At 61.6% G+C, this 24,662-nt stretch carries 29 protein-coding genes; 16 read left to right on the top strand and 13 right to left on the bottom strand.

The annotated features are described in order from the left end of the window. The first annotated feature begins 6 nt into the window (after positions 1-6). The 3 genes from NKI21_RS25870 (at position 7) to NKI21_RS25860 (ending at position 2,836) form a co-directional block, all read left to right on the top strand. On the top strand, positions 7-1,656 hold the full coding sequence (locus NKI21_RS25870; RefSeq protein WP_023813570.1) for an ABC transporter substrate-binding protein: 1,650 nt from the start codon (positions 7-9) through the stop codon (positions 1,654-1,656). Between the two features lie 96 nt (positions 1,657-1,752). Next, positions 1,753-2,232, top strand: a complete 480-nt coding sequence (locus NKI21_RS25865; RefSeq protein WP_023813571.1) for a DUF3828 domain-containing protein — start codon at positions 1,753-1,755, stop codon at positions 2,230-2,232. 4 nt (positions 2,233-2,236) lie between these two features. Further along, entirely contained in the window at positions 2,237-2,836 is a 600-nt protein-coding gene (locus NKI21_RS25860; RefSeq protein ID WP_023813572.1) for a hypothetical protein, read from the top strand. 9 nt (positions 2,837-2,845) lie between these two features. On the opposite strand, the gene queF is transcribed toward NKI21_RS25860, so the two are convergent. Beyond that, positions 2,846-3,307: a preQ(1) synthase gene (queF, locus tag NKI21_RS25855; protein ID WP_010915503.1), complete on the bottom strand. Its 462-nt coding sequence runs from the start codon at positions 3,305-3,307 to the stop codon at positions 2,846-2,848. Positions 3,308-3,408: 101 nt separating this feature from the next. Here queF and NKI21_RS25850 point away from each other — a divergent pair, with 101 nt between their 5' ends. Beyond that, positions 3,409-5,454, top strand: a complete 2,046-nt coding sequence (locus NKI21_RS25850; protein WP_352868033.1) for an oxidoreductase — start codon at positions 3,409-3,411, stop codon at positions 5,452-5,454. 144 nt (positions 5,455-5,598) lie between these two features. Here the strand turns inward: NKI21_RS25850 and NKI21_RS25845 are convergent, their stop codons facing one another. Further along, the gene (locus NKI21_RS25845; RefSeq protein WP_127258021.1) at positions 5,599-6,006 is read right to left on the bottom strand and encodes a hypothetical protein; all 408 of its coding nucleotides are present in this window, start codon (positions 6,004-6,006) and stop codon (positions 5,599-5,601) included. A 115-nt stretch (positions 6,007-6,121) separates the two neighbouring features. On the opposite strand from NKI21_RS25845, the gene NKI21_RS25840 reads away from it, so the two are divergent. From NKI21_RS25840 to NKI21_RS25830, 3 genes are all read left to right on the top strand, one after another. Further along, a complete protein-coding gene (locus tag NKI21_RS25840; protein WP_128305073.1) occupies positions 6,122-6,547 on the top strand; it encodes a MarR family winged helix-turn-helix transcriptional regulator in 426 nt (141 codons plus the stop codon). A gap of 77 nt (positions 6,548-6,624) precedes the next feature. Next, entirely contained in the window at positions 6,625-6,867 is a 243-nt protein-coding gene (locus NKI21_RS25835) for a type II toxin-antitoxin system Phd/YefM family antitoxin (protein WP_023813576.1), read from the top strand. A gap of 8 nt (positions 6,868-6,875) precedes the next feature. Next, positions 6,876-7,325: a type II toxin-antitoxin system VapC family toxin gene (locus tag NKI21_RS25830; protein ID WP_023813577.1), complete on the top strand. Its 450-nt coding sequence runs from the start codon at positions 6,876-6,878 to the stop codon at positions 7,323-7,325. On the opposite strand, the gene NKI21_RS25825 is transcribed toward NKI21_RS25830, so the two are convergent. Further along, on the bottom strand, positions 7,313-8,053 hold the full coding sequence (locus tag NKI21_RS25825) for a polysaccharide deacetylase family protein (protein WP_352442452.1): 741 nt from the start codon (positions 8,051-8,053) through the stop codon (positions 7,313-7,315). The genes NKI21_RS25830 and NKI21_RS25825 overlap by 13 nt on opposite strands. Positions 8,054-8,186: 133 nt before the next feature. Then, a complete protein-coding gene (locus NKI21_RS25820; RefSeq protein ID WP_352611656.1) occupies positions 8,187-10,253 on the bottom strand; it encodes a putative bifunctional diguanylate cyclase/phosphodiesterase in 2,067 nt (688 codons plus the stop codon). Positions 10,254-10,585: 332 nt separating this feature from the next. Here NKI21_RS25820 and NKI21_RS25815 point away from each other — a divergent pair, with 332 nt between their 5' ends. Beyond that, on the top strand, positions 10,586-11,773 hold the full coding sequence (locus NKI21_RS25815; protein WP_352611657.1) for a glycine C-acetyltransferase: 1,188 nt from the start codon (positions 10,586-10,588) through the stop codon (positions 11,771-11,773). 52 nt (positions 11,774-11,825) lie between these two features. Further along, positions 11,826-12,860 carry an L-threonine 3-dehydrogenase gene (gene tdh, locus NKI21_RS25810; RefSeq protein WP_352678558.1) on the top strand — a complete coding sequence of 345 codons (1,035 nt, stop codon included), beginning with the start codon at positions 11,826-11,828 and terminating at the stop codon, positions 12,858-12,860. An 8-nt stretch (positions 12,861-12,868) separates the two neighbouring features. Here the strand turns inward: tdh and NKI21_RS25805 are convergent, their stop codons facing one another. Both NKI21_RS25805 and NKI21_RS25800 read right to left on the bottom strand, forming a co-directional pair. Beyond that, complete coding sequence (locus NKI21_RS25805; RefSeq protein WP_352678555.1) at positions 12,869-13,375, bottom strand: DUF2380 domain-containing protein; 507 nt, start codon at positions 13,373-13,375, stop codon at positions 12,869-12,871. Between the two features lie 154 nt (positions 13,376-13,529). Continuing rightward, complete coding sequence (locus tag NKI21_RS25800) at positions 13,530-13,997, bottom strand: MarR family winged helix-turn-helix transcriptional regulator (RefSeq protein WP_352611658.1); 468 nt, start codon at positions 13,995-13,997, stop codon at positions 13,530-13,532. Between the two features lie 87 nt (positions 13,998-14,084). Here NKI21_RS25800 and hmgA point away from each other — a divergent pair, with 87 nt between their 5' ends. The 5 genes from hmgA to NKI21_RS25775 are packed head-to-tail and all read left to right on the top strand — an operon-like array spanning position 14,085 to position 18,140. Further along, positions 14,085-15,398, top strand: a complete 1,314-nt coding sequence (hmgA, locus tag NKI21_RS25795; protein WP_352868029.1) for a homogentisate 1,2-dioxygenase — start codon at positions 14,085-14,087, stop codon at positions 15,396-15,398. Between the two features lie 11 nt (positions 15,399-15,409). After that, positions 15,410-16,297 carry an MBL fold metallo-hydrolase gene (locus NKI21_RS25790; RefSeq protein WP_164893029.1) on the top strand — a complete coding sequence of 296 codons (888 nt, stop codon included), beginning with the start codon at positions 15,410-15,412 and terminating at the stop codon, positions 16,295-16,297. Continuing rightward, on the top strand, positions 16,294-17,307 hold the full coding sequence (locus NKI21_RS25785; RefSeq protein WP_352868026.1) for a fumarylacetoacetate hydrolase family protein: 1,014 nt from the start codon (positions 16,294-16,296) through the stop codon (positions 17,305-17,307). The genes NKI21_RS25790 and NKI21_RS25785 overlap by 4 nt, the downstream gene beginning before the upstream one ends. Positions 17,308-17,311: 4 nt before the next feature. Beyond that, the gene (locus NKI21_RS25780) at positions 17,312-17,599 is read left to right on the top strand and encodes a hypothetical protein (RefSeq protein WP_352868024.1); all 288 of its coding nucleotides are present in this window, start codon (positions 17,312-17,314) and stop codon (positions 17,597-17,599) included. 4 nt (positions 17,600-17,603) lie between these two features. Continuing rightward, positions 17,604-18,140, top strand: a complete 537-nt coding sequence (locus tag NKI21_RS25775; RefSeq protein ID WP_127288940.1) for a DinB family protein — start codon at positions 17,604-17,606, stop codon at positions 18,138-18,140. 19 nt (positions 18,141-18,159) lie between these two features. Here NKI21_RS25775 and NKI21_RS25770 read toward each other — a convergent pair whose 3' ends face one another. From NKI21_RS25770 to hppD, 3 genes are all read right to left on the bottom strand, one after another. Then, entirely contained in the window at positions 18,160-18,537 is a 378-nt protein-coding gene (locus tag NKI21_RS25770) for a type II toxin-antitoxin system VapC family toxin (RefSeq protein WP_352553954.1), read from the bottom strand. After that, positions 18,534-18,758, bottom strand: coding sequence for a type II toxin-antitoxin system Phd/YefM family antitoxin (locus tag NKI21_RS25765; RefSeq protein ID WP_023813589.1), 225 nt, complete (start codon positions 18,756-18,758; stop codon positions 18,534-18,536). The genes NKI21_RS25770 and NKI21_RS25765 overlap by 4 nt, the downstream gene beginning before the upstream one ends. Positions 18,759-18,826: 68 nt before the next feature. Further along, positions 18,827-19,939, bottom strand: a complete 1,113-nt coding sequence (hppD, locus tag NKI21_RS25760; protein WP_352868022.1) for a 4-hydroxyphenylpyruvate dioxygenase — start codon at positions 19,937-19,939, stop codon at positions 18,827-18,829. Positions 19,940-20,077: 138 nt separating this feature from the next. Between hppD and NKI21_RS25755 the strand changes: the two genes are divergently transcribed. After that, entirely contained in the window at positions 20,078-20,545 is a 468-nt protein-coding gene (locus NKI21_RS25755; RefSeq protein WP_023813591.1) for an Lrp/AsnC family transcriptional regulator, read from the top strand. A 231-nt stretch (positions 20,546-20,776) separates the two neighbouring features. On the opposite strand, the gene NKI21_RS25750 is transcribed toward NKI21_RS25755, so the two are convergent. The 4 genes from NKI21_RS25750 to aztA form a co-directional block, all read right to left on the bottom strand. After that, on the bottom strand, positions 20,777-21,115 hold the full coding sequence (locus NKI21_RS25750; protein ID WP_127288934.1) for a protein tyrosine phosphatase family protein: 339 nt from the start codon (positions 21,113-21,115) through the stop codon (positions 20,777-20,779). Between the two features lie 150 nt (positions 21,116-21,265). After that, on the bottom strand, positions 21,266-22,207 hold the full coding sequence (aztC, locus tag NKI21_RS25745; RefSeq protein WP_023810167.1) for a zinc ABC transporter substrate-binding protein AztC: 942 nt from the start codon (positions 22,205-22,207) through the stop codon (positions 21,266-21,268). A 27-nt stretch (positions 22,208-22,234) separates the two neighbouring features. Beyond that, positions 22,235-23,110 carry a zinc ABC transporter permease AztB gene (aztB, locus tag NKI21_RS25740; protein WP_031212890.1) on the bottom strand — a complete coding sequence of 292 codons (876 nt, stop codon included), beginning with the start codon at positions 23,108-23,110 and terminating at the stop codon, positions 22,235-22,237. Beyond that, positions 23,110-23,919: a zinc ABC transporter ATP-binding protein AztA gene (aztA, locus tag NKI21_RS25735; protein ID WP_352868018.1), complete on the bottom strand. Its 810-nt coding sequence runs from the start codon at positions 23,917-23,919 to the stop codon at positions 23,110-23,112. The genes aztB and aztA overlap by 1 nt, the downstream gene beginning before the upstream one ends. Positions 23,920-24,146: 227 nt before the next feature. Here aztA and NKI21_RS25730 point away from each other — a divergent pair, with 227 nt between their 5' ends. Further along, positions 24,147-24,491 (top strand): RidA family protein, encoded by a 345-nt coding sequence (locus NKI21_RS25730; protein ID WP_352721281.1) that lies wholly within the window; start codon positions 24,147-24,149, stop codon positions 24,489-24,491. The last annotated feature ends 171 nt before the right edge of the window (positions 24,492-24,662 follow it).

Below are 24,662 nucleotides of genomic sequence, written 5' to 3'. Positions count from 1 at the left end.
GAAAAAATGGCATTCTTCAGAAGCAGTGGCGATCGCGTGCCGAGCGCTATCGAGGCAATGGCGGTCGAAGCACGCGCGGGTCGTGTCGACCGGCGCGAGTTCCTGGCGCTGGCAAGCGCCTTCGGCGCATCGACGGCGCTTGCCTATGGCATGATCGGTCTTGCCGTGCCGGATCGGGCCTTGGCCGAAGAGCCGAAGAAAGGCGGAACGCTGCGCGTCTCGATGTCGGTGAAGGGACAGAAGGATCCGCGCACTTACGACTGGGTGGAACTGGCGAACATTTCGCGTTGCTGGCTGGAGCCGCTTGTCCGCTATACCAGGCAGTTCACCTTCGAGCCGGTTCTGCTCGAAAGCTGGGATATCAATGACGACGCCACCGAATATGTGCTGCATGTGCGCAAGGGCATCACATGGAACAACGGCGATGCCTTCAACGCCGATGACGTCGCTCACAATCTGACGCGCTGGTGCGAGAAGAATGTCGCCGGCAATTCCATGGCCGCCCGTGTCGGCGCGCTGATCGACACAAAGACCGGCAAGGCCAGGGATGGTGCGATCACCAAGGTCGACGACAACACGGTCAAGCTGAAGCTAAGCGAACCAGACATTTCACTGATCCCGAATTTCACCGACTATCCGGCGCTCGTCGTCCATCGCAGCTTCGATGCCGATGGTGCCGATCCGATCAAGAAGCCGATCGGCACGGGACCGTTCGAACTGGTCTCCTACGATGTCGGCCAGAAGGCGGTCGTCAAGCGTCGTGAGAATGGCAAATGGTGGGGTGGTGAAGCGCCGCTCGACAGCGTCGAGTTCATCGACTACGGCACCGATTTCAACGCCACCGTTAACGCGTTCGAATCGGGTGAGATCGACCTCAATTTCGAGTCGCCCGCCGACTTCATCGACATTCTCGACAAGATGGATCTGGTGAAATCGGAGGTGGCGACGGCGACGACGCTGGTTGCGCGCACCAACATTACCCACAAGCCCTATGACGACAAGCGGGTGCGCAACGCCCTGCAAATGGCCGTCGACAACAATGCGGTCCTCCAACTTGGTTACGCCGGGCGAGGCACCCCTGGTGAAAACCACCACGTTGCCCCGATCCATCCGGAATACTATCCGCTGCCCAAGAAGACACGCGACGCCGCCGGCGCCAAGAAGCTGATGGCGGAAGCCGGACAGGCTGACTTCGAGCATGAGCTGATCACCATCGAGGACGATTGGCAGAAGAATACCGGCGACGCCATTGCCGGCCAGCTGCGCGATGCCGGGATCAAGGTGAAGCGCACGGTGCTGCCGGGTTCGACCTTCTGGAACGACTGGACGAAATATCCCTATTCGATGACGATCTGGTACATGCGCCCGCTTGGCGTCCAGGTGCTGGCGCTCGGCTATCGCACCGGCGAGGCCTGGAATGAATCGGCATATTCCAACCCCGATTTCGACGCCAAGCTCAAGCAGGCGCTATCGCTCATCGACGTGGAGAAACGACGCGAGGTCATGAAGGATGTCGAGCAGATCCTGCAGGATTCGGGCGTCATTATTCAGCCGTTCTGGCAGAAGCTCTACAGCCACCAGAACAAGAAGGTGAAGAACTATGGTGTCCACCAGACATTCGAGATGGACCTTCAGAACGTCTGGCTGGACGGCTGAAACAAGGCGCTGCAGGACTTCATGAGCCGCAAAAAAGCCGATATGCAGGATACGTGGTATTGATAGGCTCAAGCCATCAAAAGCCGGAGATTCTGCATGAGACTGACAGTGCTCGTTGCCGCCCTTTCGATAGCCCTGCCGGCCGCCGCCGTCGCCGGACCGGCGTCCGATGCGGTGAAGTTCTTCTATGTCCCGGCGGTCAAGTTCGAGGCCGACGAACAATATCGGGACCGGTTCACCGAACCGGTGACGAAACTGTTCGAGTTGAACGACCAGGCAACGAAGAAGAACCCGGACCAGGTCGCCTGCATCGATTTCGATCCTGGTCTCGACGCCCAGGATTTCGATCAGAAAACCGTCTCGAAAACGCTGAAACTGTCTGAGAAGCTGGATGGCGATAACGCACAGGTCACGGTATCCTTCAGCCTGTTCTCCGAGGGCGATGATTCCAAACGTGAAATGCTCTGGTCGCTCAAGAAGATCGACGGCAAGTGGAAGATATCGGACATCGCTTCCAAGACCAGCGACTGGACGCTCAGTGCGCTGGAATGCATGGCCGGCCAGACGCCGGAGTGAAGCGATGGCCCATCGCCGGTTGCTGGCCCTGTCGGGTGTGTGTCTGCTGGCGGCTCTGAGCGGCGCCGCCGCGCAAGGCCTGTTGGGTGCGCCGCCGGCTGACGCCGCGCCGGGCGACAGCGGGGCTCCGCCCGCAAATGCACCCGGAACCGGAGTGGAACCGGCAACGCCGCCTGTTGGATGGTCGCCAGCCGAAGCCGCGCCGGCCGCACCGATCCAGCCGGGCTCGCCGACCGCTGTGGTGCGGCCGTTTTACGATCAGGTCGGGCTGGAGATCGATCCAGCCGAGCGAAGCCATTTCATCGACCCGGCCAAAACCGTGCTCGACAAGAGCGACGCCTTGCGCAAATCCGGGCAGGGCGAGTGCCTCGACCCCAACATGGCGCTCGATAATGCCGATTACGACAAGGCCGAGATCGACAAGAGCCTGAAGACGCTCGAGGCGATCAACGGCGACCAGGCCAAGGTCATCGTCGCCTTCGTCATATCGGGCAACCCGCACCGGCTGGAATGGAAATTCAAGAGGGTCGACGGCGACTGGAAGATATCGGACCTGCTGTCGGTGACCGGCGAATGGGCACTCAGCCAATATCAGTGCGAATGATGGGCGAGCTCAACCCCGCCCGCGATAGGGCGCCACCCCGGTGTCGGGCAGCCAGGCGCCTTCGGGCGGAGCGCCCGTTTGCCAGAACACATCGATCGGAATGCCGCCGCGTGGATACCAATAGCCGCCTATGCGCAACCACAGCGGCTTGGTTGCCGCCACGATGCGGCGGCCGATCATGACGGTGCAGTCTTCATGGAAGGCGCCATGGTTGCGAAACGAGGTCATGAACAGCTTGAGCGACTTCGATTCCACCAGAGCCGCATCGGGTGCGTAGTCGATGACGATATGGGCGAAGTCCGGCTGGCCGGTGACGGGGCACAGCGAGGTGAATTCCGGACAGGTGAAGCGCACGATCGCCGGCGGTCCGTCACCACGCGAAAACGGTACGGTCTCCAGGACCGCTGCTTCGGGGCTTTGTGGCGTCTCGACGTGCGCGCCGAGCTGGGTGAGAGTTTTGGTGTCGATCATGGGCGCAATCCTTGTCGCATGCGCCCGGAGTGCGTGCGGGACGACATGCTTGAAAACGAATTTTGCCGCTCATTAGCACAATTTGAAACCGCAGGAAGACGATGACCAGCAACGATCCGCTTCTCCAGCCCTACCAGCTCAAACATTTGACGCTGAAGAACCGGGTCATGTCGACCAGCCATGAGCCGGCCTATTCCGAGGACGGCATGCCGAAACAGCGCTACCGGCTCTACCATGCAGAGAAGGCCAAGGGCGGCATGGCGCTGACCATGACCGCCGGCTCGGCGATCGTCTCGCGCGACAGCCCGGCCGCCTTCGGCAATCTGCATGTCTATGACGACAGGATCGTGCCGTGGCTGGCCGAGCTCGCCGACGCCTGCCACGAGCACGACTGCAAGGTGATGATCCAGATCACCCATCTCGGCCGCCGTACCGGCTGGAACAAGGCCGACTGGCTGCCGGTGCTCTCGGCCTCGCCGGTGCGTGAGCCGGCGCATCGCGCATTCCCGAAGACGATCGAGGACTGGGACATCGAGCGCATCGTCGCCGACTATGCTTCAGCCGCCCAGCGCTGCGAGGCCGCCGGCCTCGACGGCATCGAGTTCGAATCCTACGGCCATCTGATGGACGGCTTCTGGTCGCCGGCCACCAATCATCGCGACGACGAATTCGGCGGCTCGCTGGACAATCGCCTGCGCTTCACCAACATGGTGCTCGATGCCGTGCGGGCAGCTGTCGGCGACAAATTCGTCGTCGGCATCCGCATGGTCGCCGACGAAGATTTCGAAAAAGGCCTGTCGAAGGCGGAGGGGATCGAAATCGCCAGGCGGCTGGCGGGCTCCGGCAAGGTCGATTTCCTCAACATCATTCGTGGCTCGATCGAGAGCGATGCGGCGCTGACCAAGGTCATCCCGGTAACCGGCATGCGCTCTTCGCCGCATCTTGATTTCGCCGGAGAGGTGAGGGCGGCGACGAAATTCCCGACCTTCCACGCGGCGCGCATATCCGACGTGGCCACCGCACGCCACGCCATCGCCACCGGCAAGCTCGACATGGTCGGCATGACCCGCGCCCAAATCGCCGATCCGCACATCATCAAAAAGGTGATGGAGGGGCGCGAGCATGAGATCCGCCCGTGCGTGGGCGCCACCTATTGTCTCGACCGCATCTATGAGGGCGGCGAAGCGCTTTGCGTCCACAATGCCGCGACCGGCCGCGAGGCCGAAATCCCGCATATCATCGTCAAGACCGAAGGACCGAAGCAGAAAATCGTGGTCGTCGGAGCCGGCGCCGGCGGGCTGGAGGTTGCGCGGGTCGCGGCCGAGCGCGGCCACAAGGTGATGGTGCTTGAAGCATCGAGCCAGGCCGGCGGCCAGGTGCGATTGGCGACGCAGAACCCGCGCCGCAAGGAACTGATCGGTATCATCGACTGGCGGCTGGCTGAACTCGACCGGCTCGGCGTCGAGATCCGCTACGACACTTGGGCGGAAAAAGACGATGTCCTGGCGCTGTCGCCCGATGTGGTGGTGGTCGCTACCGGCGGCCTGCCGCAGAACCCGCCGCTGACGGCCGGCGACAACCTTGTCACCTCGAGTTGGGACATCATGGCCAGCAGCGTCAAGCCGGCCGAAAATGTGCTGCTCTATGACGACAATGGCGGCCATCAGGGCATGGGCGCCGCCGAACTGATCGCCAATGCCGGCTCGAAACTCGAGCTTGTATCGCCGGAGCGTTTCTTTGCCCCGGAAATGGGCGGCATGAACCATGTGCCCTATATCAGGGCCTTTCAGGAAAAGGGCGTCACCATCACCATCAACACGCGGCTGCGTTCGGTGCGGCGCGAGGGCAATCAACTGATCGCAGAGCTGGCTTCGGATTTCGCCGATGGCTGGCGCGGCGAGCGCAGGGTCGACCAGGTGGTGGTCGAGCACGGTACGCTGCCGCTCGATGATCTCTACCTATCGCTAAAGCCTCTGTCGAAGAATGGCGGTGCGGTCGACTACGAACGGCTGGTGAGTGGTGGCGACATCTTTCCCAAGCGCAATCCAGAAGGCGGCTTCGTGCTGTTCCGCATCGGCGACGCGGTCGCCTCGCGCAACATCCACGCCGCCATCTATGACGGCATCAGGTTCGGCTTGCGTATCTGAAATTAGCTATTGCGAGGATCGGTGGCGCGCGGTCGGACCTGCGTACGAGAGCCCGTATACTTCGGTCTGGCCGCGCGCCCGCACGTCATTGGCTCGTCGCCAGACAACGTACGATTCTGTGAGCTTGTGCTGCGTGGGCGGCGCTCAAAACATTCTGGCCGTGGCCATGCACAGCACGGTCAGCACCAGCAGCCCCCCTGCGATGCGCTCGCCTCTTGTCATCTTCGCGCGCAACTGGCTTTCCGTTGCCGCATCGGCACCGGCAAGCTGCCTGCTGGCTGAGCCCACCAGCGCGCCTTGCACGCCGGCGGCGATCAGGGCCGTCACGATGCCCAGCGCCAGCACCTTCTCCATCGAGCCGAAAACGCCCTCGTGAAAGAAATACCAGAGCAGTATGCCGGTCAGGAAAACCAGACCGGCAGCGCCCATTTGCGGCCGGAAGAACCGTTCCGCCCGGATGTCCGGGTCACGGCCGACCGCGATCGTCGTACCCGCCCAGAATACACCTGCCATGACATGAAGGCCGATAACGACGATGTAGACATATTGCATAACCGGATTTCCTCTTTAGCCCGCCATCTCTCGGTAATTAGATATCAAATGGTTAGATGTCAATGTATAAGTCGCGCCAGTTCCATCCGTGCATGACACCGTCTAGTGTCCTGCAATGACACCCTTCGAACGCCCGCCAGTCGGCATGAATCTCGGACGAACCGCCAAGCTGGTTGCCCAGGCCTTCGACGCTGCCCTGGTCGAGGCCGGTGGCACGCTGCCGGTCTGGCTCACTCTGCTGTCGGTCAAGTCGAGCAAGCTTGCCAATCAGCGTGAACTCGCCGGCATGATCGGCATCCAAGGCGCGACGTTGACCCACCATCTCAACGCGATGGAGGCGCAGGGCCTGCTGACGCGCCGCCGTGATCCCGTCAACCGCCGGGTTCATCTGGTCGAACTGACCGCGGCCGGAGAAGCGATGTTCGAGACATTGCGTAAGGCTGCGCTTTCCTTTGACAAGCGGCTGCGGGTCGGACTGTCCGACGAGCGGCTGGCGGAGTTCGCGCAGGTGCTGGCCGTGTTGCGGGCGAATGTGGGATGATCTTGGGGGGATCGACAGGCCTTGTTTGATCCGAGTTGCTCTGCTATATGACCACTCTAGTCATTTTGGAGCAAGCTATGCGCGAGATTCAGTTGAAGGATGCCAAGGCAACACTTTCAGCGGTGGTCGATCAAGCCGTCGCCGGGACGCCTGCCGTCATCACCCGTCACGGGCGCAAGCAGGCTGTCATTCTGTCTTTCGAAGACTATGAAAGGCTTTCGCGCGTGCCAAGTTTTGGACAATTGTTGGCGGCCTTCCCTGGTGACCTTGGCGATATTCCGCCTCGTTCCCGCAAACCGGCTCGCAAGGTCGCGTTGTAACGCGGTCGATGTTTCTGCTGGATACCAATATCATCTCGGCAATGGCGCCGTCCAAGAAAGCGGATCGGCATGCATTGGCGACTTGGCTCGACCAGGCGAGCAACCATCTGTTCCTGTCCGTTGTCACCGCATCCGAAGTTGCCGCTGGAATAGCGAAGGCCGAACGTGAGGGTGCGACAACAAAGGCGAACTCGCTGCGCGGCTGGTGGCAAGCGGTTCAGCACCTTTATGGAGAAAGAGTGCTTCCCTTCGATTTGCGCGCCGCGCATGCTGCCGGACTAATCCTGGATCGGGCGAGGGCGCACCGGCCTGGATTTGAAGACATAGCGATCGCTGCCACTGCCGAGGTTCATGGTTTAACGATACTGACGGACAACGAGCGTCATTTCGCGCCACTTGGTGTGCCAATGCTCAATCCGCTGAAGAGCTTGCCGTCTTTGCCGGCTCAGTCGTCGTAGCCCTGGATTGTCCCAAAAGTGTAATGGCGCAGCTTCAGAGCGGTGATCAGGTTTGTCAGCTTCGTCTTGCCGTCGAACGCGTTCTGGAACATCTCGTCATGCATCAGCAGGATCAGCTTGCCGGGCTTGACGAAGCGGCCATAGCCGAACAGGTGATCGATCTCGCTGACCAGATGATCGACGCTCTGCACCGGCTCGCCGTTGTCCTTGTGCACCCATTCATGGTCCCAGCCGTAGAGATAGAAGCCTGAGGCCGCGACAAACTCGTAATCGGGCTCTTCACGCCCCTCCTGGGCGAGGCCAAGCGAAGTGTCGTTCTTCGACATGGAGGGCAGCCTGAACACGTCGCGCCCCGGCAGTCTTGCATGCACCAGGGGCTTCAACCCGAGCACCGCGTTTGCCCGTACCATGTCGGCGACGACACCCTCGGTGTCGCCGTAAAAATGCCGGTAGTGATTGTAAGCATGGCTGTAGCTGTGGTTGCCGAGCGTCACCAAAGGAAGCTGCCTGGCACGCTGGACGAGCGCTCTGTTGGCGGCGCTAGCCTGTGCGTGCATGCCGACCATGAATAGGGTTGCAGGAACCTGCTCGGCTTCCAGCACATCGAGGATGTTGCTTGTGCCGTTCAGCGGCCCATCGTCGAAGGTAAGATAGATTATGCGATCGGCCCCTTGGGCGGGAACCGCAAAAATCAAAAGCGCCGCCAGCACAAACCGAAACGGTGTCATCGGCCCCGATATCCGGTTGCGATCACGACAAGGCCGCCATGTCCACAACGGCTTGTCAAGGCGAGCCGGTGCATGTCGCCCAAAAGTGCGCAGCGGTTTTGGGATAACGACATGCACAAACAAAAAGGCAAACCTATGCCAGGCTTCCTTGCAGCACCGTCAGCTTGGCCTTCTTGGGCATGCGGGCGGTCAGCCATTCCAGCGCCTTGTCGTGCGGCATCGGGAAGGCGATGGAGTAGCCCTGCACCTGGTCGCAGCCGATCGCCATCAGCGAATTGAGCTCGGCCTCGGTTTCGGCGCCCTCTGCGACGATCGAGATGCCAAGGCCACGCGCCAGCTCGGTGATGGCGCGGACGATCTTCGAGTTGTCGCCATTCTCATGGATGTTCTGGACGAAGCGGCGATCGATCTTCAGCCGGTCGATCTCGTTCGGGTTGACATGGCTGAGCGAAGCATAGCCGGTGCCGAAATCATCGAGTTCAAGATGGACGCCGGCTGCCCGGATGTGCCGCAGCTTGGCCGCGATGCCCGTCTTTTCGTCATCGAGGATGACGGATTCGACGATTTCCAGCGACAGTTTCTGCGGCGGCAGCCCGGCCTTTTCCAGCGTCTCGAACAAAAACACATCGAAGTCGTGCTCGCGCAGCTCGGTGCCGGAAACATTGACGGCAAGCCGTCCGAAGGCAATGCCGGCGCGATTCCATTCGGCGGCCTCGTTGATCGCCTTGGTGATGACGATGCGGCCGATCTCGGGCATGAAGCCGCATTTCTCGGCGACCGGAATGAACTCGCCGGGCGGGATCATGCCGCGCTCCGCATGGTTCCAGCGCACCAGCGCCTCGATGCCGCTGATCGTGCCGTTGGTCAGCGATACCTGCGGCTGGAAATAGACCTGGAACGCCCGCTCGGCGATGGCGACCTTGATGTCGTGCTCGAGCTGCTTGCGATAGTCGAGTTCGCGGCGCAGCTCCTCGGAGAAGAAGGAGAAGTTGCCGCCACCAAGCTTCTTGGCGGAGTAAAGCGCCAGATCGGCATGGACCAGCAAATCCCCAGCATTGTCGGCGTCGATCGGATAGACCGCGATGCCGGCGCTGGCGCCTGGGAGAATGGTCGTGCCCTGGAAGACGATCGGCTCGTTGATGTGTGCCAGGATGCGCCGCGCCAGCATATTGATGTCTTCGGTGCCGCCGGCGCCGCCGAGGATCATGACGAACTCGTCGCCGCCCAGGCGCACGCACAGATCCGACGCCCGGCAGGAATCGCGCATGCGCTGTGCCGTGACGACCAGCACATAGTCGCCGGCGGCGTGGCCGAGCGTATCGTTGATCTGCTTGAATCGGTCGAGATCGAGCTGGACGACGGCAAGGCGTTCGCGACGCCGGTGCGTGCCCTTGATCAGCGTGTCGAAATGATCGGTCAGGAACGTGCGGTTGTGCAGGCCGGTGAGGCCGTCATGCACCGCGATGAAGGCCATGGAATTGCGCGCGTCGATCAATTCATTCGTCTTGCGCAGGATGGCGTTCGACATCGGCCTAAAGATGAACAGCGCCACCAGTATGATGACGCCGATTGTGGCGTAGAACAGCGTGCGATGGAGAGCGAGCAGCTTCTCGGAGCGGTCGTCGGCGTCGGCAGTGATGCGCTGGCCGAGCGCGGCATAGCCCGACAAGGTCGCATTGGCGACAGAGGCGTCGAGATTGACGCGCTCGCCGCCGCCCTTGTAACCGCCATTGCCGCTGAATTGCGATTCATAGGCCGAGATCAGGCGGTCGCCATTGGCGATCAGCCCGACCGAGAAATAGTCGAGGTGGAAGGGCTTGGCGAAAAGGACGCTTTCGATCGACTTCGGGTCGAGCTTGGCCGGCGATTGCGGATCGGCTCCCGTCTGATCGAGCAGCAGGTCGTAGTTCGTCTCGAACTCCGCCGTTGCCTGCTTGAGCGCGCTGACCAGCGCCGGCTGCTTGTCGCGTGAACCGGCACCCGTTGCACCGGCAAGGAAGACGATGCGCTGCGACAGCGTCTTTTGCGTGCTGACGATGTCGAGCAAGTTGTGATTGTGCTGTTGGGTGGCCATCATCTGCTGCAGCAGGATGAAGGAGGCGATCACCATGGCCGCAATGATCAGCAGGGCCAGCCAATAGCCAGCCTTGATCAGCAGTATGAGCTTGCCTGAAACGGTTTGCACCGGCTGCTGCGACATTTTCGGGGGCGGCCCTCTCGCCTACGGATTCTTGCCAAAAGATTCTTGTATGAGCACCATTGAACTGCAAACGTTAACAGGACCGGAAATCGACGGCTGCCCGGAAAGGGGCAGCTGTCGAAAGATCGCGAAATGGTTATCGGCTCGTTTAGCGCCGTACCGGCATTTGAGCGGTCATCGGCCAGAACCGTTTGTCGCGGCGTCGTTTCCGCGGCTGCATGATGATCGACATCGGGGCCGCATCGTGCTGCCTGCCACCGATCCGGTCGTTTTTGCGATGGATTTTTCGCGCGGACGAGACGACAGTCAGCCCACATCAAACGAGGCCGACCATGACCGCAGCATTCCTCTCCCACATCGACAGCGAGCTCGCGGGGCTCAAATCGGCAGGCCTCTACAAGTCGGAGCGGTTGATCACTTCGACGCAGTCGGCCGAGATCGAGGTCGGCGGCGACAAGGTGCTGAATTTCTGTGCCAACAACTATCTCGGCCTCGCCGATAGCGCCGATTTGCGCAATGCTGCCAAGCAGGCGCTCGACCGCTATGGCTACGGCATGGCATCGGTGCGCTTTATCTGCGGCACGCAGGAAGAGCACAAGCAGCTCGAATCCACGATTTCCTCTTTCCTCGGCATGGAAGACACCATCCTCTACGGCTCCTGTTTCGATGCCAATGGCGGCCTGTTCGAGACGCTGCTGGGCGAGGAAGACGCCATTATCTCGGATGCCTTGAATCATGCCTCGATCATCGATGGCGTGAGGCTGTCTAAGGCCAAACGTTTCCGCTACGCCAACAACGATATGGCCGATCTCGAGGCGCGCCTGAAGGAGGCGAAAGACTGCCGCTTCCGGTTGATCGCCACCGACGGCGTGTTTTCGATGGATGGCATCATCGCCAATCTCAGGGGTGTCTGCGACCTCGCCGAGAAATACGACGCCATGGTGATGGTCGACGACAGCCATGCCGTCGGCTTCGTCGGCCAGAACGGCCGCGGCTCGGCCGAACATTGCGGCGTCGAGGGCAGGGTCGACATCGTCACCGGCACGCTCGGCAAGGCGCTTGGCGGGGCCTCCGGTGGCTACACCTCGGGCAAAGGCCAGGTGGTCGACTGGCTGCGCCAGCGCTCACGGCCGTATCTGTTCTCCAACACGCTGATGCCGGCGATCGCCGGCGCTTCGATCAAAGTGTTCGAACTGATCAAAGACGGCGATGGGCTGCGCGACAAACTCTACGACAATGCGGCGCGCTTCCGGTCGCAGATGGGCAAACTCGGCTTCACGCTGGCCGGAGCCGATCATCCGATCATCCCGGTGATGCTGGGTGATGCCAGCCTGGCGCAGGAGATGGCGGCGCGCATGCTGAAGCGCGGCATCTATGTCATCGGCTTCTCCTTCCCGGTGGTGCCGAAAGGGCAGGCCCGCATCCGCACGCAGATGTCGGCGGCCCATTCCAGCGCCGATATCGACCGCGCGGTGGAAGCGTTTGCCGCCGTCGGGCGCGAACTCGGGGTCATTTCCTGAAAGGCCGGAATCGAAAAGCGCTTCCGGATCAAGAGATTCAAGGGACAAAAGCATGTCGAACATGATGAAGGCGCTGGTGAAGGCCAAGGCCGAGCCAGGCATCTGGATGGAAGAGGTGCCGGTGCCGGAGATCGGCCCCAACGACGTGCTGATCAAGATCAAGAAGACGGCGATCTGCGGCACCGACGTGCATATCTACAATTGGGACCAGTGGGCGCAGAAGACGGTGCCGGTGCCGATGGTCACCGGCCATGAATTCGTCGGCACCGTTGCCGATTTCGGCGCTGCGGTCACCGAATACAAGGTTGGCAAGCGCGTGTCGGGCGAAGGCCACATCGTCTGCGGCCATTGCCGCAACTGCCGGGCGGGCAGGGGGCATCTGTGCCGCAACACGCTCGGCGTCGGGGTCAACCGTCCGGGCGCTTTCGGCGAGTATCTGGCGATCCCGCAGCACAATGTCGTGCCGATCCCCGATGATGTGCCCGACGAGATCGCCGCCATCTTCGATCCCCTGGGCAATGCCGTTCACACCGCATTGTCCTTTGATCTGGTCGGCGAGGATGTGCTGGTGACCGGCGCCGGGCCGATCGGCATCATGGGCGCGCTCGTCGCGCAATGCGTCGGCGCGCGCAAAGTGGTCATCACCGACATCAACCCGGTGCGGCTGGCGCTGGCCAAGAAACTCGGCGTCCAGCATGTCGTCGACGCCTCGAAGGAAAAGCTGCGCGACGTCATGCCGGCGCTTGGCATGACCGAGGGGTTCGACGTCGGCCTCGAAATGTCGGGCGCCGCCCCCGCTTTCCGCGACATGATCGACACCATGAACAATGGCGGCAAGATCGCCATTCTGGGCATCGCGCCGACCGGCTTCGAGATCGACTGGAACAAGGTCATCTTCAAGATGCTGCATCTCAAGGGCATCTACGGCCGCGAGATGTTCGAAACCTGGTACAAGATGATCGCGCTTGTGCAGGGCCCGCTGGATGTCTCCGGCCTGATCACGCACCGCATCGGCATCGACGATTTCCAAGCCGGCTTCGATGCGATGCGCAGCGGCAGTTCCGGCAAGGTGGTGATGGACTGGTAGATGCCGCCCTACCGCAGAATTCTGTTTTTCATCAGCCATTTCACGGAGCGGGGCCACGCGTGGTTCGCACCCATGCGAAGATCGGTAAACCCCTCCGAAACATGTCTCCCGGTTTCGGCGTCAAGGATGCGAATGAACATAGTATGTTCTGTTCGGTTGACGCGCGTTACGACGCCAAGCAAGGCAAGCGACGCGCCGTGCTCCTTGGCAATCGGGCCTTCACAACCAGCGCAGTTGCGCAATCCGTGCGGCGCAGCAGCCTGTGTATCCCTCGCCGGCACATCAATTACTGTAAAACCCCCAGACTGGGAGAGCATGTCCCTCGCAACTTGTGCCGATTCCGACAGATAGCGCCTGTCATATTCATCCGGGGGAATTATTCCCGCCCCGGCGCTCTTATCCTCCAATTCGAAAGGGAACACTTCGATCGACATCGGCTTTGTCTGCTGGGCCTGCGCAAATGTGCAGGTGCCTACAAGCAGCGTCACCAGGACACTTAATGTGCGAATGCTCATCGTAGTCCTCCCGTCGGTGTGATGGGCATTATACGCGGCCTGACAACGCAAATCACGATCAAATCGAAGGCAATGCTATGCTTTGGCTGTGGTGGGAGCTCCCACGCAGTCTCGCTCGAACTCTGTCGTTCAGAGTGATTGGCTTGATCTTGGACTAGCTCGGGACCAGACTGGTCTCCAATGCAGCCAGTCCGCTGGTGATCGCCGCGCGCTCTTCAGCACTTAGTCTTGCCAGCAAATCCCGTTCGAACGCCTTCGCCAGCGGCACCATCTCGCGATAGGCGGCAAGCCCCGTTCCGGTCAGCGTCAAATGTTCGATACGGCGGTCTTTTTCGTCCGGTTTTCGCGTCAGCCAGCGACGCCGTTCGAGTTCGGCGACAGCGCGCGAAACCTTTGTCTTGTGCATGGCCGACTGTTCGCCCAGCGCCGTCGCCGTCATCGTGCCACGCTGTCCGAGCCCGGCCAGCGTGCGCCATTCGGGACGCGTGAGGCCGTGACGATCCTTGTATATCCTCGAGAATTCCCGGCTGACGGCCTCGGCAAGCCGGTGCAGCCGGTAGGGCAGGAAATTTTCCAGATTGAGAATTTCAGGCGCGTCGGACGCTTCGCTCTTGATCACCATTTTTCAAAGTCGCCATTGATGGTTACATTTTCAATGGTTACAAATGAAACCAGTTTGGTCAATTGATATCCATTTCGGGAGGAAGCAATGGCCTTTTCCTATATGCCGGGCTTCGGCAACGACTTCGAAACCGAGACGCTGCCCGGTTCGCTGCCGCAAGGACGGAATTCCCCGCAGCGGCCGGCCTACGGCCTCTACGCCGAGCAGCTTTCGGGCTCGCCCTTCACCGCGCCGCGCGGCACCAATGAGCGCTCCTGGCTCTACCGCATCCGGCCAAGTGTGAAGCACACCGGCCGCTTCAAGCCGGCGAGCTATCCCTTGTGGAAGAGCGCGCCCAATGTCGGTGATCACGAACTGGCGCTTGGCCAGTACCGCTGGAATCCGGTGCCGATGCCGAAGGAGCCGACCGATTTTATCAAGGGCATGCGCAGCATCACCACATCAGGCGACGTGCTCGGTCAGGCGGGCATGGCAGCGCATGTCTATGTCGCCAACACCTCGATGGTCGACGACCATTTCTTCAACGCCGACGGTGAATTGCTGGTCGTGCCGCAGGTCGGCGCCTTGCGCTTCGTCACCGAGATGGGCGTCATAGAGCTTCGGCCCGGCGAGATCGCCGTGCTGCCACGCGGTCTGGTCTTCAAGGTCGAGCTGGTCGACAAGGAAGTGCGCGGCTATGTCTGCGAAAACTACGGTGCCAAGCTGACGCTGCCCGACCGTGGCCCGATCGGCGCCAATTGCCTGGCCAATCCGCGCGATTTCAAGACGCCTTGCGCCTGGTTCGAGGAGAAGGAAACGCCTTGCCGGCTGACGGTGAAATGGTGCGGCAATTTCCATGTCACCGAGATCGGCCATTCGCCGCTCGACGTCGTTGCCTGGCACGGCAACTACGCGCCCTACAAATATGATCTGGCGACCTTTTCGCCGGTCGGAGCGCTGCTGTTCGACCATCCCGACCCGTCCATCTTCACGGTGCTGACCGCACCGAGCGGCGAGGAGGGCACGGCCAATATCGACTTCGTCATCTTCCCGCCGCGCTGGCTGGTGGCCGAAGATACCTTCCGGCCGCCCTGGTACCACCGCAACATTATGAGCGAGTTCATGGGCCTGATCCATGGCCAGTACGACGCCAAGGAAGAAGGCTTTGTGCCCGGCGGCATCAGCCTGCACAATCTGATGCTGGCCCATGGGCCGGATGCGCCTGGCTTCGAAAAGGCCTCGCGCGCGGACCTGAAACCGGTCAAGCTCGACAACACCATGGCGTTCATGTTCGAGACCCGATTTCCGCAGATGCTGACCCGCTACGGCGCCGAACTCGAAACCCGGCAGGACAATTACATCGACTGCTGGGCGGATCTGAAGAAGCGTTTCAACGGCACGCCCGAGGGCGACTGGTCTTGAGCACCGAGCCAATGCCGGATCGGCTGGTGCTTCTTGGCTCGAAGGGCGGCCCGGCACTGCGGCCGGGTGGCCCATGGCCAAGTTCGTCGCTGCTGCAGATCGGCGGCCGCAGCATCGTCGTCGACTGCGGACTTGGCGTCACGCGTGGTCTGGTCAACGCGGGTGTCAGCCTGAAGGGACTCGACCTGATCTTCATCACGCATCTGCACTCCGACCATGTGCTGGAACTGGGGCCGCTGATCCACACCGCCTGGACGGCGGGTCTGGCGGCGCCGGTCCACGTGTTCGGTCCGCCCGGCACGGATCATTATTGGCAGCGCTTTTGCCAGGCGATGGACTTCGACATCGAAATCCGCGTCGTCGACGAGGGCCGGCCGGATATTCGAGACCTGGTTTCGATCGTCGAATTCGGCGAAGGCCAGGTGCTCGAGCAGGGCGGCTTGACGGTTTCGGCGCTGCGCGTCGAGCATCCGCCGGTGACCGACTGCTTTGCCCTGCGCTTCGAACACGGCGGGAAAAGCGTGGTGTTCTCCGCTGACACGGCCTTCTTTCCGCCGCTCACCGAATTCGCCCGGAGTGCGGATATCCTCGTCCATGAAGCCATGCTGGAGGAAGGCATCGAGCGGCTGGTGGCCAGGACCGGCAATGGCGCGCGGCTGAAAGAGCATCTGCTTGCCAGCCACAGCTTTGCCGAAGAGGCCGGCAGCATCGCCAGCGATGCCGGGGTGAAGAGACTGGTGCTCAATCACCTCATTCCAGCCGACGATCCCGGGATCGGCGAGGCCGACTGGACTGCCGCTGTCAGGAAAACATGGGCTGGCGACTTGACGATCGCCCGCGACGGCCTTGTTGTGGGCTTAAGCAGCGGGAAAGCTGCACAAGGAGAGGAAATCGCATGAAGCTTGCCACATTGAAGGACGGGACGCGCGACGGAAAACTCGTCGTCGTCTCGCGCGACCTGACACGCTTCACCGACGCCTCGTTCCTGGTGCGCACGCTGCAGGCGGCGCTCGACGACTGGCGCCGCATCGCCCCGCATCTCGCGACAATAGCGGAATCGCTTGAGAACAATGCGATGCCGGCGGAGCGCTTCCACGAGCATGACGCCCACTCGCCGCTGCCGCGCGCCTATCAATGGGCCGACGGCTCGGCTTACGTGAACCATGTCGAACTGGTGCGCAAAGCACGCAGCGCCGAGATGCCGGCAAGCTTCTGGACCGACCCGCTGATCTACCAGGGCGGCTCGGACGCCTTCATTCCGCCACGTGACCCGATCCGCATGGCTGACGAAGGCTTCGGCATCGACATGGAAGGCGAGGTCGCCGTCATTGTCGACGACGTGCCGCTGGGCGCCAGTCTCGAAGAAGCAAGGGCAGCGATCCGACTGGTCATGCTGGTCAACGATGTCACGTTGCGTGCGCTCACCGGGCCGGAGCTGGCGAAGGGGTTTGGTTTTTTCCAGTCAAAGCCGTCCTCGGCGTTTTCGCCGGTCGCGGTGACGCCCGACGAACTGGGTGACGCCTGGGACGGCGGCAAGGTCAGCCTGCCGCTGCTCGCCGACCTCAACGGCAAGCCGTTCGGCCGGGCCAATGCCGGTATCGACATGACCTTCGACTTCCCGGCGCTGATCGTTCACGCGGCAAGGACACGGCCATTGGCCGCCGGCACGATCATCGGCTCGGGGACCGTCTCCAACAAGCTCGACGGCGGGCCGGGCAAGCCTGTTTCGGCCGGTGGCGCCGGCTATTCCTGCATCGCCGAACTGCGCATGATCGAGACGATCGTGTCAGGCGAACCCAAAACGCCGTTCCTGCGCTTCGGCGACACGGTGCGCATCGAGATGAAGGACAAAACGGGGCATTCGATATTCGGCGCCATCGAGCAGAAGGTCGAAAAATACGAGAGGTGAGGGCATGACGGGGGTCTATCTGCTGGCTGGTGTCTGGGCACCCGCCATACTGGCGGTCTTCATCCAGGCGATCCGGCTGAGTTACCGCATCGAGGCGCGCTCGCCCGACCTGACCAACCGCAGCGGCTTTCCGCGCAAGGCGATGATGTTCCACACCATCACCAACATCAAAGTCGCGCGGGATGAGGAGACGCAAGCCATGCGGCGACGCATGAACGGGCTGCTGTTGATCGTTCTTGCCGGATTCGCGATCATGGGGGCAGGCTTGCATCTGGTGCGGGCAGGGGGATGATCTCGTGAACCTTCTCGACCATCTGCGCCGTATGGCCGGCAACAATCTGTGGTCGAACGACCGGCTCTACCGCGCGGTGCTGTCCCTCCAGCCCGGTGAGTTCGAGGCCGAACGCACCAGCTTCTTTCCGTCGATCAAGGCAACGCTCAACCACATCCTTGCGGTCGATCTTCTCTATCTCGATTTTCTCGAAGAGGGTGGTCTCGGTGCTGCCGCCCATGACGACTTCGTGCCCCTCGACGAGCCGGCGGCGTTGTTTGCCGCGCAGGTCGCAGCCGACCGGCGGCTGATCGCCTTTTGCGATAGGCTGTCGGCCGACGATCTCGATCGCCGCGTCATCACCGACCGGCGCGAGGACGGCATGATCCCCGAGCGCATCGGCGATATCCTCGCCCATGTCTTTCTGCACGACATCCATCACCGCGGCCAGGTGCACGCAATGCTTTCGGGCACGTCGGTCAAGCCGCCGCAATTGGATGAATTTCTGCTCTGTTATGATGCGAAGCTGAGGGAGAGAGAGGTCGAGCGGTTGGGTTTGTGAGAGCGACTTGTCTCGCTAATCATCCCAGAGCGACATCATAACGGGCAAAACACGGGTCGGATGTAAGGATTGCTAGGTTCTCCATTTGCGCCTGCGCGATCAGCAGTCTGTCGAATGGATCACCATGATGGTGGGGTAGGCTGCTGACGGCGTTCGCATGCTGCAAAGTGACGGCAAGTGGCTGAAATTGCATTCTGGGAAGCAGCGTTGGCAGATCGTCCGGCGCGTTGAGTTTTCCGATTGAGCGTTTGATGGCAATTTCCCAGACGCTTGCCGCGCTCGCGAACACCACCGCTTCCGAAGCCAAGATAGCGCGGTGGTGCTGGCTGAGACGTGGATCGTCTGAAATCGACCACAGGATGATATGCGTGTCGGCGAGAAACGGGCCGACCGTCATTTCACGTACTCGTCCCATTCGGGACCGAGTTCATCAAAATCGTCCGCAATCCAAATCTTGCCCTTCAAGGCGCCAATACGCGGCAGTGGTTCGGCCGCTGCCGGCGGTACGATGCGCGCGGCCACCTTGCCGTGGCGTGTGAGAACGATCTCCTCGCCGGCTTCCGCGCGGCTGACGAGTTCCGACAATTTGGCCTTGGCCTCGGCGATGGAAACATTCATAGCGCGATCCTTATGACCATAATTTAGGTCATAATTGGTCGCGCCGCAAGAAGCCCGGTTCGAATCTACTACTCCGCAGCCTGAACCTTGATCACCCCGCGCTTGATCTGGTCCTGCTCGATGGATTCGAACAGCGCGCGGAAGTTGCCCTCGCCAAAACCTTCGTCGCCCTTGCGCTGGATGAACTCGAAAAAGATCGGGCCGATCACGGTCTTCGAAAAGATCTGCAGCAGGATCTTGGTCGTGCCGCCGTCGACGACGCCTTCGCCGTCGATCAGGATACCGTGCTTCTTCATCCGCTCGATCGGTTCGTCATGGCCATTCACGCGGTCATACGACATGTCGTAGTAGGTCTCCGGAGGGCCGGGCATGAACTTCAGGCCGTTCTCGGCCAACCTGTCGGTGGCGGCGTAGATCTCGTCGGTGCCGACAGCGATGTGCTGGATGCCCTCGCCATTGTACTTCTTCAGATACTCGGCGATCTGGCTGGTCTCGTCCTTGGACTCGTTGAGCGGAATGCGGATCTTGCCGCAGGGCGAGGTGATGGCGCGGCTGACCAGGCCGGTGATCTTGCCGTCAATGTCGAAGAAATGGATCTGCTTGAAGCCGAACAGATTGCGGTAGAAATCCCACCATGTGTCCATCTGGCCGCGGTAGACATTGTGGGTCAGGTGATCGAGATAGTAGAAGCCGACGCCTTGCGGCCGCGGGTCGCGCTCGCCCAGCCACTCGAACTCGGCATCATACGCCGAACCCTTCTTGCCATAGGTCTCGATGAAATAGAGCAGCGAGCCGCCAATGCCGACGATTGCCGGCACGTCGAGCGCCTTGTCGGCGCCTTCGTAAGGCGTGGCGCCCTTGGCAACGGCGTGATCGAAAGCGTGCTTGGCATCGACAACCCGCCAGGCCATCGAGGCAGCACAAGGCCCATGCCTGTCGACGAACTTCATCGCGTGCGAGCCAGGCTCGGCATTGACGACATAGTTGATGTCGCCCTGCCGCCAGATGGTGATGTCTTTCGTGCGGTGCTTGGCCACCGCGACATAGCCCATACGGGTGAACAGTTCAGCGAGCTTCTGCGGCTCCGGATGCGCGAATTCGACAAACTCGAAACCATCGGTGCCGGCCGGGTTGTCCTTGCTGATCTTGGCGGGCGGGGCGTCGTGCGGGAAGGGACCCATGATATTCCTCCGAAAGCTGGCCTGGCCTGAAAAGGCCCTTTGACACGATCATAACGCGGAGGAGGCGCACGGTGCTTGCATTCAAACGCTTGAAATGATGATGTCATGCGGGAAGCGTGCATGATATGAGGAAAAGCCATGGATGAGACGCGCATTGATCAGTTTGATCGCAAGATAATGGCGCTATTGCAGGGTGATGCGCGGCTGACCAACAATGATCTTTCGGAGCGGGTGAACCTGTCGGCGTCGCAATGCTCGCGCCGCCGCCAGCGGCTCGAGGAGGATGGCTTTATCAAGGGCTATCGGGCGGTGCTCGACCGCGACAAACTCGGTTTTTCGCTGGTCAACGTCATCTCGGTCACACTCGCCACGCACAATCACGACAATGCGCGGCGCTTCGGTGAACTGGTGGCGCGGCTGCCCGAGGTGCAGGAAGCGCACGCGCTGACCGGCGAGATGGATTACATCCTGAAAGTGGTGACGCCCGACCTGAAGTCGCTGTCGGAATTCGTCAACGGCGTGCTCTTGCCGCACGAATCCGTGCAGCATGTAAAAACGGCGATCGTGCTGGAGACGCTGAAGGAAACCGGCGCGCTGCCGATTTAGGCAGAACGGATTTCAGTTGATACGTCGGAGGGGCAGCACCCCCCTCTGTCCTGCCGGACATCTCCCCCGCAAGGGGGGAGATTGGATGTCGCGAATCCCTTCGCCAATCGCCAACGTTGCAGGAAGAGCCTTGGCGGCGAAGCTGCCGATCTCCCCCCTTGCGGGGGAGATGGCCGGCAGGCCAGAGGGGGGTGTGAAGGATCGCCAGCCTACGGAATGACGGAAGGCCGTTCAATCCTTCGACTGCTGGATCAACCCATACAAATTGGTGCAGCGGGCGCCGGAGCGGCAATAGGCGAAGACCGGGCCGTCGAGCTCGTCGAGCGCTTCGGCCTGATCCTCGACATTCTCGGCGGTGATCTGGCCGCTGATGACGGGGATGTAGCGGAAGGCAAGCCCTGCGGCTTCGACCGCTGCCTTGACGGTGTCGGCAGAAGGCTGGCCGGGCTGTTCGTCATCGGGCCGGTTGCAGATGACGCTCTTGAAGCCGGCTTCCTTGATGGCGGCGACGTCCTCAGGCTGGATCTGGCCCGAAACCGAATAGTCCTCGCTGATTTCGCGGTATTCCATGGCAGCATCCTCGCAAACTGGTCAGGCGGCAGTCTTGCCACTCCCCGACATGGGCGGCAATCCATACCGAAGGAATTCTCTGCCAAATAGACACTGCGTGCCGGAAAATCCAACCGGGCCGATGCGGCCCGGCTGGACGATCCTTCAAACTCAGCTGCCGAGAATGGCGCCTTTGATCTGACGGATGTTGTTGTGCATCATGTCGATATAGGTCGCAGCCGGGCCGTCGGGCTGCGACAGCGCATCCGAATAGAGCGTGCCGCCGACCTTGATGCCGGTTTCGCTGGCGATCTGTTCGATCAGGCGCGGATTGGTGATGTTCTCGACGAAGATCGCAGCCGCCTTGTCCTGCTTCACCTGATTGACCAGTTTGGCGACGTCTGCGGCGGATGGCTCGGAGTCGGTCGAGATGCCTTGCGGGGCGAGGAAGGTCAGGCCATACGCGTGTTCGAAATAGCCGAAGGCGTCATGCGAGGTGATGACGACGCGCTTGCTCTCCGGGATCGAGGCAATCGCAGTTTTCACTTCACCTTCGACCGCGTCGAGCTTCCTCGTGTAGGCGGCGGCATTGGTCTGGTAGCTGACGCAGCCGTCCGCATCCGCCGCGCAGAAAGCCTCGGCGATGTTCTTCACGTAGATCCTGGCATTGGCGATCGACTGGAAGGCGTGCGGATCGGTGACCGTCTTGCCGCCGCCGGTGCCGGCACCTTCGGCCGCGTCGGCATCGGCGAATTCAGGCTTGAAATCGATCGGCGTCACGCCCTTGGTCAAGGTAATGATAGACGCCTTGGTGGCGCTGGCATCGACCAGCCGCTGCAGGAAACCTTCGAAATGCAGGCCGTTGACCAGCACGATGTCGGCCTTGGCCATGGCCACAGCATCGGCCGGGCTCGGCTCGTAGACATGGGCGTCGCCATCCGGCCCGACAATGGTGGTGACGTCGATGCGGTCGCCGCCGACATTTTTGGCGAAATCGGCAATGACGGTGAAGCTGGCGACCACTTTCAGCGGTGCCGCCAAGGCCGACGATGCGCCAAAGGCGGTTAATGTTATAACGCTCATAGCCAAGGCGGCATGGATCGATTTCAGCATAGACGGGTCTCCTTCTAGGGGCGGGGATCAGGCCGTTCTGTGACGGTGATGGATGATGCGCGCGCGCAGAATGCCGCGCGTGCCAAACAGGATCGAGGCGAAATAGACGACGCCGGCCGACAGGATGATGGCCGGGCCGGACGGCAGCGACGCGTGATAGGACAAAAGCAGCCCGGCGACGCAGGACGCGAAGCCGATCAGCACCGCCAGCACGCACATCGGCTCGACGCGAACTGTCCAGAAGCGGGCGGCTGCGGCCGGCAGCATCATCAGCCCAACCGACAGAAGCGTGCCGAGTGCCTGGAAGCCGCCGACAAGGTTGAGCACGACAAGGCCGAGGAAGATGAAATGCACCGGACTGCCGAGCCGGCTGACCGAGCGCAGGAACAGCGGGTCGAGGCATTCGGCGACCAGCGCCCGCCAGAAGATCGCGAGGCTGACCAGCGTCACCGCGACGATGCCGCCGATCAGCGTCAGGGCCTCATCGTTGAGCGCCAGCACGGTGCCGAACAGCACGTGCATGAGATCGACGCTGGAACCGCGGATCGACACCATCAGCACGCCGATGGCGAGCGAAATCAGATAGAACGCCGCCATCGAGGCGTCCTCGCGCTGGATGGTGAAGCGCGAGACGGCGCCGGCGCCGAGCGCGACGATGACGCCGGCGATCAGGCCGCCGATGGTCATCGGCAGGATCTCCAGTCCATAGAACAGGAAGCCGGCGGCTGCACCGGGCAGGATGGCGTGCGCCATCGCGTCGCCCGACAGGCTCATGCGTCGCAGCATCAGGAAGACGCCGATAGGGCAGGCGCCGAGCGACAGCATCAGCGAACCGATCAAAGCCCGCTGCATGAAGCCGAAATCGGCGAAGGGCGCGATGACAAGACCGTAAAGCATGTCCATCAGGCAGCCCTCGGTCCGACGCCGTGTTGATGGTCACGGTGATCGTGGCCATGGTGATCGTGACCATGAGCGTCCTCGCCCGGCTCGCACCAGGGTGCATTTTCTTCCCAGGCTTCGTGGAAGCGGCGGGCGCGCAACAGGTTATCAGGCTTCAGCGTTTCCCTGGTTTCGCCCCAGGCGATCGGCTGGCGGGCGAGAAGCAGCGTTTCGGGGAAATTCTGCCGCACCAGGTCCAGATCGTGCACGACAACCATGATGGTGCGTTCCTCGCCATGCCAGTGCTTGATCAGGGCAATGAGGTCGCCGACCGTCTTGGCGTCGACAGCATTGAAGGGTTCGTCGAGCAGGATGAGGTCGGCGTCCTGCAGCAGGACACGCGCAAACAGCGTGCGCTGCAACTGGCCGCCCGACAGCGTGTCGATCGGCCGCTTCTCGAAACCGCCGAGGCCAACCGCCATCAGCGCCTTGCTGACGTCTTCGCGATCTTCCTTGGTGTAGCGGCCAAGCAGGCCGCGCCGTGGCCACAGGCCGAGCGAAACCAGATCCACCACCCGTGCCGGAAAGGAGCGGTCGAGCTCCGATTGCTGCGGCAGATAGGCGGCACGTACACCGGGCGCGCGGATAACCTCGCCGGCCATCGGCTTCAGGACGCCGACAATGCCTTTCATCAGCGTCGATTTGCCGGAGCCATTGGCGCCGACCACAGCGGTCAGCGAGCCCTTGCGGATGGTGCCGTCGAGATGATGGATCGCCGGATGGCTGCCGTAGCCAAGCGTCAGGTCGCGGAATGTCAGGCAGGTATTTGTCATTCTGCGATCCGTAGGCGACGAAATCCGGCTGCTGGCAGCGGCCGACTGGATATGTGATGTTATTACATTAGTCAACAAGCCAATCCGGCGGAATTGCGGCCGCAGGGTCAACTTGCCGTGTTTGCACATCCATATGCCGTTGGCCCAAGGGGATTCGACCTGACGATCTTGCCCGAAGCCGGTCGCGACTCTAAAGAAGCGCAACCGCCACAGGAAGGAACCATCCAATGAGCATTCGTCGCATCGATATTGGCCCGCGCATGAGCCAGATCGTCATCCATGGCAATACCGTCTATCTGGCTGGTCAGGTCGGCCAGCCAACCGGCAACGTCGCTTCGCAGACCAGGGACATCCTGGCGGCCATCGACGAACTGCTGGCCAAGGCCGGTTCCGACAAGACCAAGATACTGCAGGCGATCATCTGGCTGGCCGACATGAGCACCTTTGCCGAGATGAACGCGGAGTGGGACAAGTGGGTGCCGCAGGGCAACACGCCAGCCCGCGCCACCGGCGAAGCAAAGCTCGCCACCCCGGACTATCTGGTCGAGATTATTATTACCGCGGCGATTTGATCGGCGGCCTTCTACCTCCCCCTTGTGGGGAGGTCGGACCGAAGGTCCGGGTGGGGGTCGGCGCCGCTGCCCTCCGCTATGGCTCCGGGCGTTTGGCGGTGGAAAAAACAAAAAGTTTGGGGTTTGGCCCCCCACGGGGGTGGACACCCAACCCCCACGGCGGGCGGGACA

The sequence above is a fragment of the Mesorhizobium sp. M0715 genome, assembly GCF_040320355.1.
In the GTDB taxonomy this organism is placed as follows: Bacteria; Pseudomonadota; Alphaproteobacteria; order Rhizobiales; family Rhizobiaceae; genus Mesorhizobium.
The sequence above is the reverse complement of the archived record's forward strand: the minus strand, read 5'-3'. Positions and strand labels throughout refer to the sequence as shown.

Coding starts and splice junctions, on each gene's coding strand:
- NKI21_RS25850 (WP_352868033.1), top strand. CDS start 3,409: ATGACCAGCAACGATCCGCTTCTCCAGCCCTACCAGCTCAAACATTTG.
- queF (WP_010915503.1), bottom strand. CDS start 3,307: ATGATCGACACCAAAACTCTCACCCAGCTCGGCGCGCACGTCGAGACG.
- hppD (WP_352868022.1), bottom strand. CDS start 19,939: ATGGGTCCCTTCCCGCACGACGCCCCGCCCGCCAAGATCAGCAAGGAC.
- NKI21_RS25840 (WP_128305073.1), top strand. CDS start 6,122: ATGACACCCTTCGAACGCCCGCCAGTCGGCATGAATCTCGGACGAACC.
- NKI21_RS25870 (WP_023813570.1), top strand. CDS start 7: ATGGCATTCTTCAGAAGCAGTGGCGATCGCGTGCCGAGCGCTATCGAG.
- NKI21_RS25765 (WP_023813589.1), bottom strand. CDS start 18,758: ATGAATGTTTCCATCGCCGAGGCCAAGGCCAAATTGTCGGAACTCGTC.
- NKI21_RS25845 (WP_127258021.1), bottom strand. CDS start 6,006: ATGCAATATGTCTACATCGTCGTTATCGGCCTTCATGTCATGGCAGGT.
- tdh (WP_352678558.1), top strand. CDS start 11,826: ATGTCGAACATGATGAAGGCGCTGGTGAAGGCCAAGGCCGAGCCAGGC.
- NKI21_RS25800 (WP_352611658.1), bottom strand. CDS start 13,997: ATGGTGATCAAGAGCGAAGCGTCCGACGCGCCTGAAATTCTCAATCTG.
- aztA (WP_352868018.1), bottom strand. CDS start 23,919: ATGACAAATACCTGCCTGACATTCCGCGACCTGACGCTTGGCTACGGC.
- aztB (WP_031212890.1), bottom strand. CDS start 23,110: ATGGACATGCTTTACGGTCTTGTCATCGCGCCCTTCGCCGATTTCGGC.
- NKI21_RS25825 (WP_352442452.1), bottom strand. CDS start 8,053: ATGACACCGTTTCGGTTTGTGCTGGCGGCGCTTTTGATTTTTGCGGTT.
- NKI21_RS25785 (WP_352868026.1), top strand. CDS start 16,294: ATGAAGCTTGCCACATTGAAGGACGGGACGCGCGACGGAAAACTCGTC.
- NKI21_RS25835 (WP_023813576.1), top strand. CDS start 6,625: ATGCGCGAGATTCAGTTGAAGGATGCCAAGGCAACACTTTCAGCGGTG.
- NKI21_RS25790 (WP_164893029.1), top strand. CDS start 15,410: ATGCCGGATCGGCTGGTGCTTCTTGGCTCGAAGGGCGGCCCGGCACTG.
- NKI21_RS25830 (WP_023813577.1), top strand. CDS start 6,876: ATGTTTCTGCTGGATACCAATATCATCTCGGCAATGGCGCCGTCCAAG.
- NKI21_RS25730 (WP_352721281.1), top strand. CDS start 24,147: ATGAGCATTCGTCGCATCGATATTGGCCCGCGCATGAGCCAGATCGTC.
- NKI21_RS25805 (WP_352678555.1), bottom strand. CDS start 13,375: ATGAGCATTCGCACATTAAGTGTCCTGGTGACGCTGCTTGTAGGCACC.
- NKI21_RS25865 (WP_023813571.1), top strand. CDS start 1,753: ATGAGACTGACAGTGCTCGTTGCCGCCCTTTCGATAGCCCTGCCGGCC.
- NKI21_RS25820 (WP_352611656.1), bottom strand. CDS start 10,253: ATGTCGCAGCAGCCGGTGCAAACCGTTTCAGGCAAGCTCATACTGCTG.
- NKI21_RS25815 (WP_352611657.1), top strand. CDS start 10,586: ATGACCGCAGCATTCCTCTCCCACATCGACAGCGAGCTCGCGGGGCTC.
- NKI21_RS25780 (WP_352868024.1), top strand. CDS start 17,312: ATGACGGGGGTCTATCTGCTGGCTGGTGTCTGGGCACCCGCCATACTG.
- NKI21_RS25755 (WP_023813591.1), top strand. CDS start 20,078: ATGGATGAGACGCGCATTGATCAGTTTGATCGCAAGATAATGGCGCTA.
- aztC (WP_023810167.1), bottom strand. CDS start 22,207: ATGCTGAAATCGATCCATGCCGCCTTGGCTATGAGCGTTATAACATTA.
- hmgA (WP_352868029.1), top strand. CDS start 14,085: ATGGCCTTTTCCTATATGCCGGGCTTCGGCAACGACTTCGAAACCGAG.
- NKI21_RS25750 (WP_127288934.1), bottom strand. CDS start 21,115: ATGGAATACCGCGAAATCAGCGAGGACTATTCGGTTTCGGGCCAGATC.
- NKI21_RS25860 (WP_023813572.1), top strand. CDS start 2,237: ATGGCCCATCGCCGGTTGCTGGCCCTGTCGGGTGTGTGTCTGCTGGCG.
- NKI21_RS25770 (WP_352553954.1), bottom strand. CDS start 18,537: ATGACGGTCGGCCCGTTTCTCGCCGACACGCATATCATCCTGTGGTCG.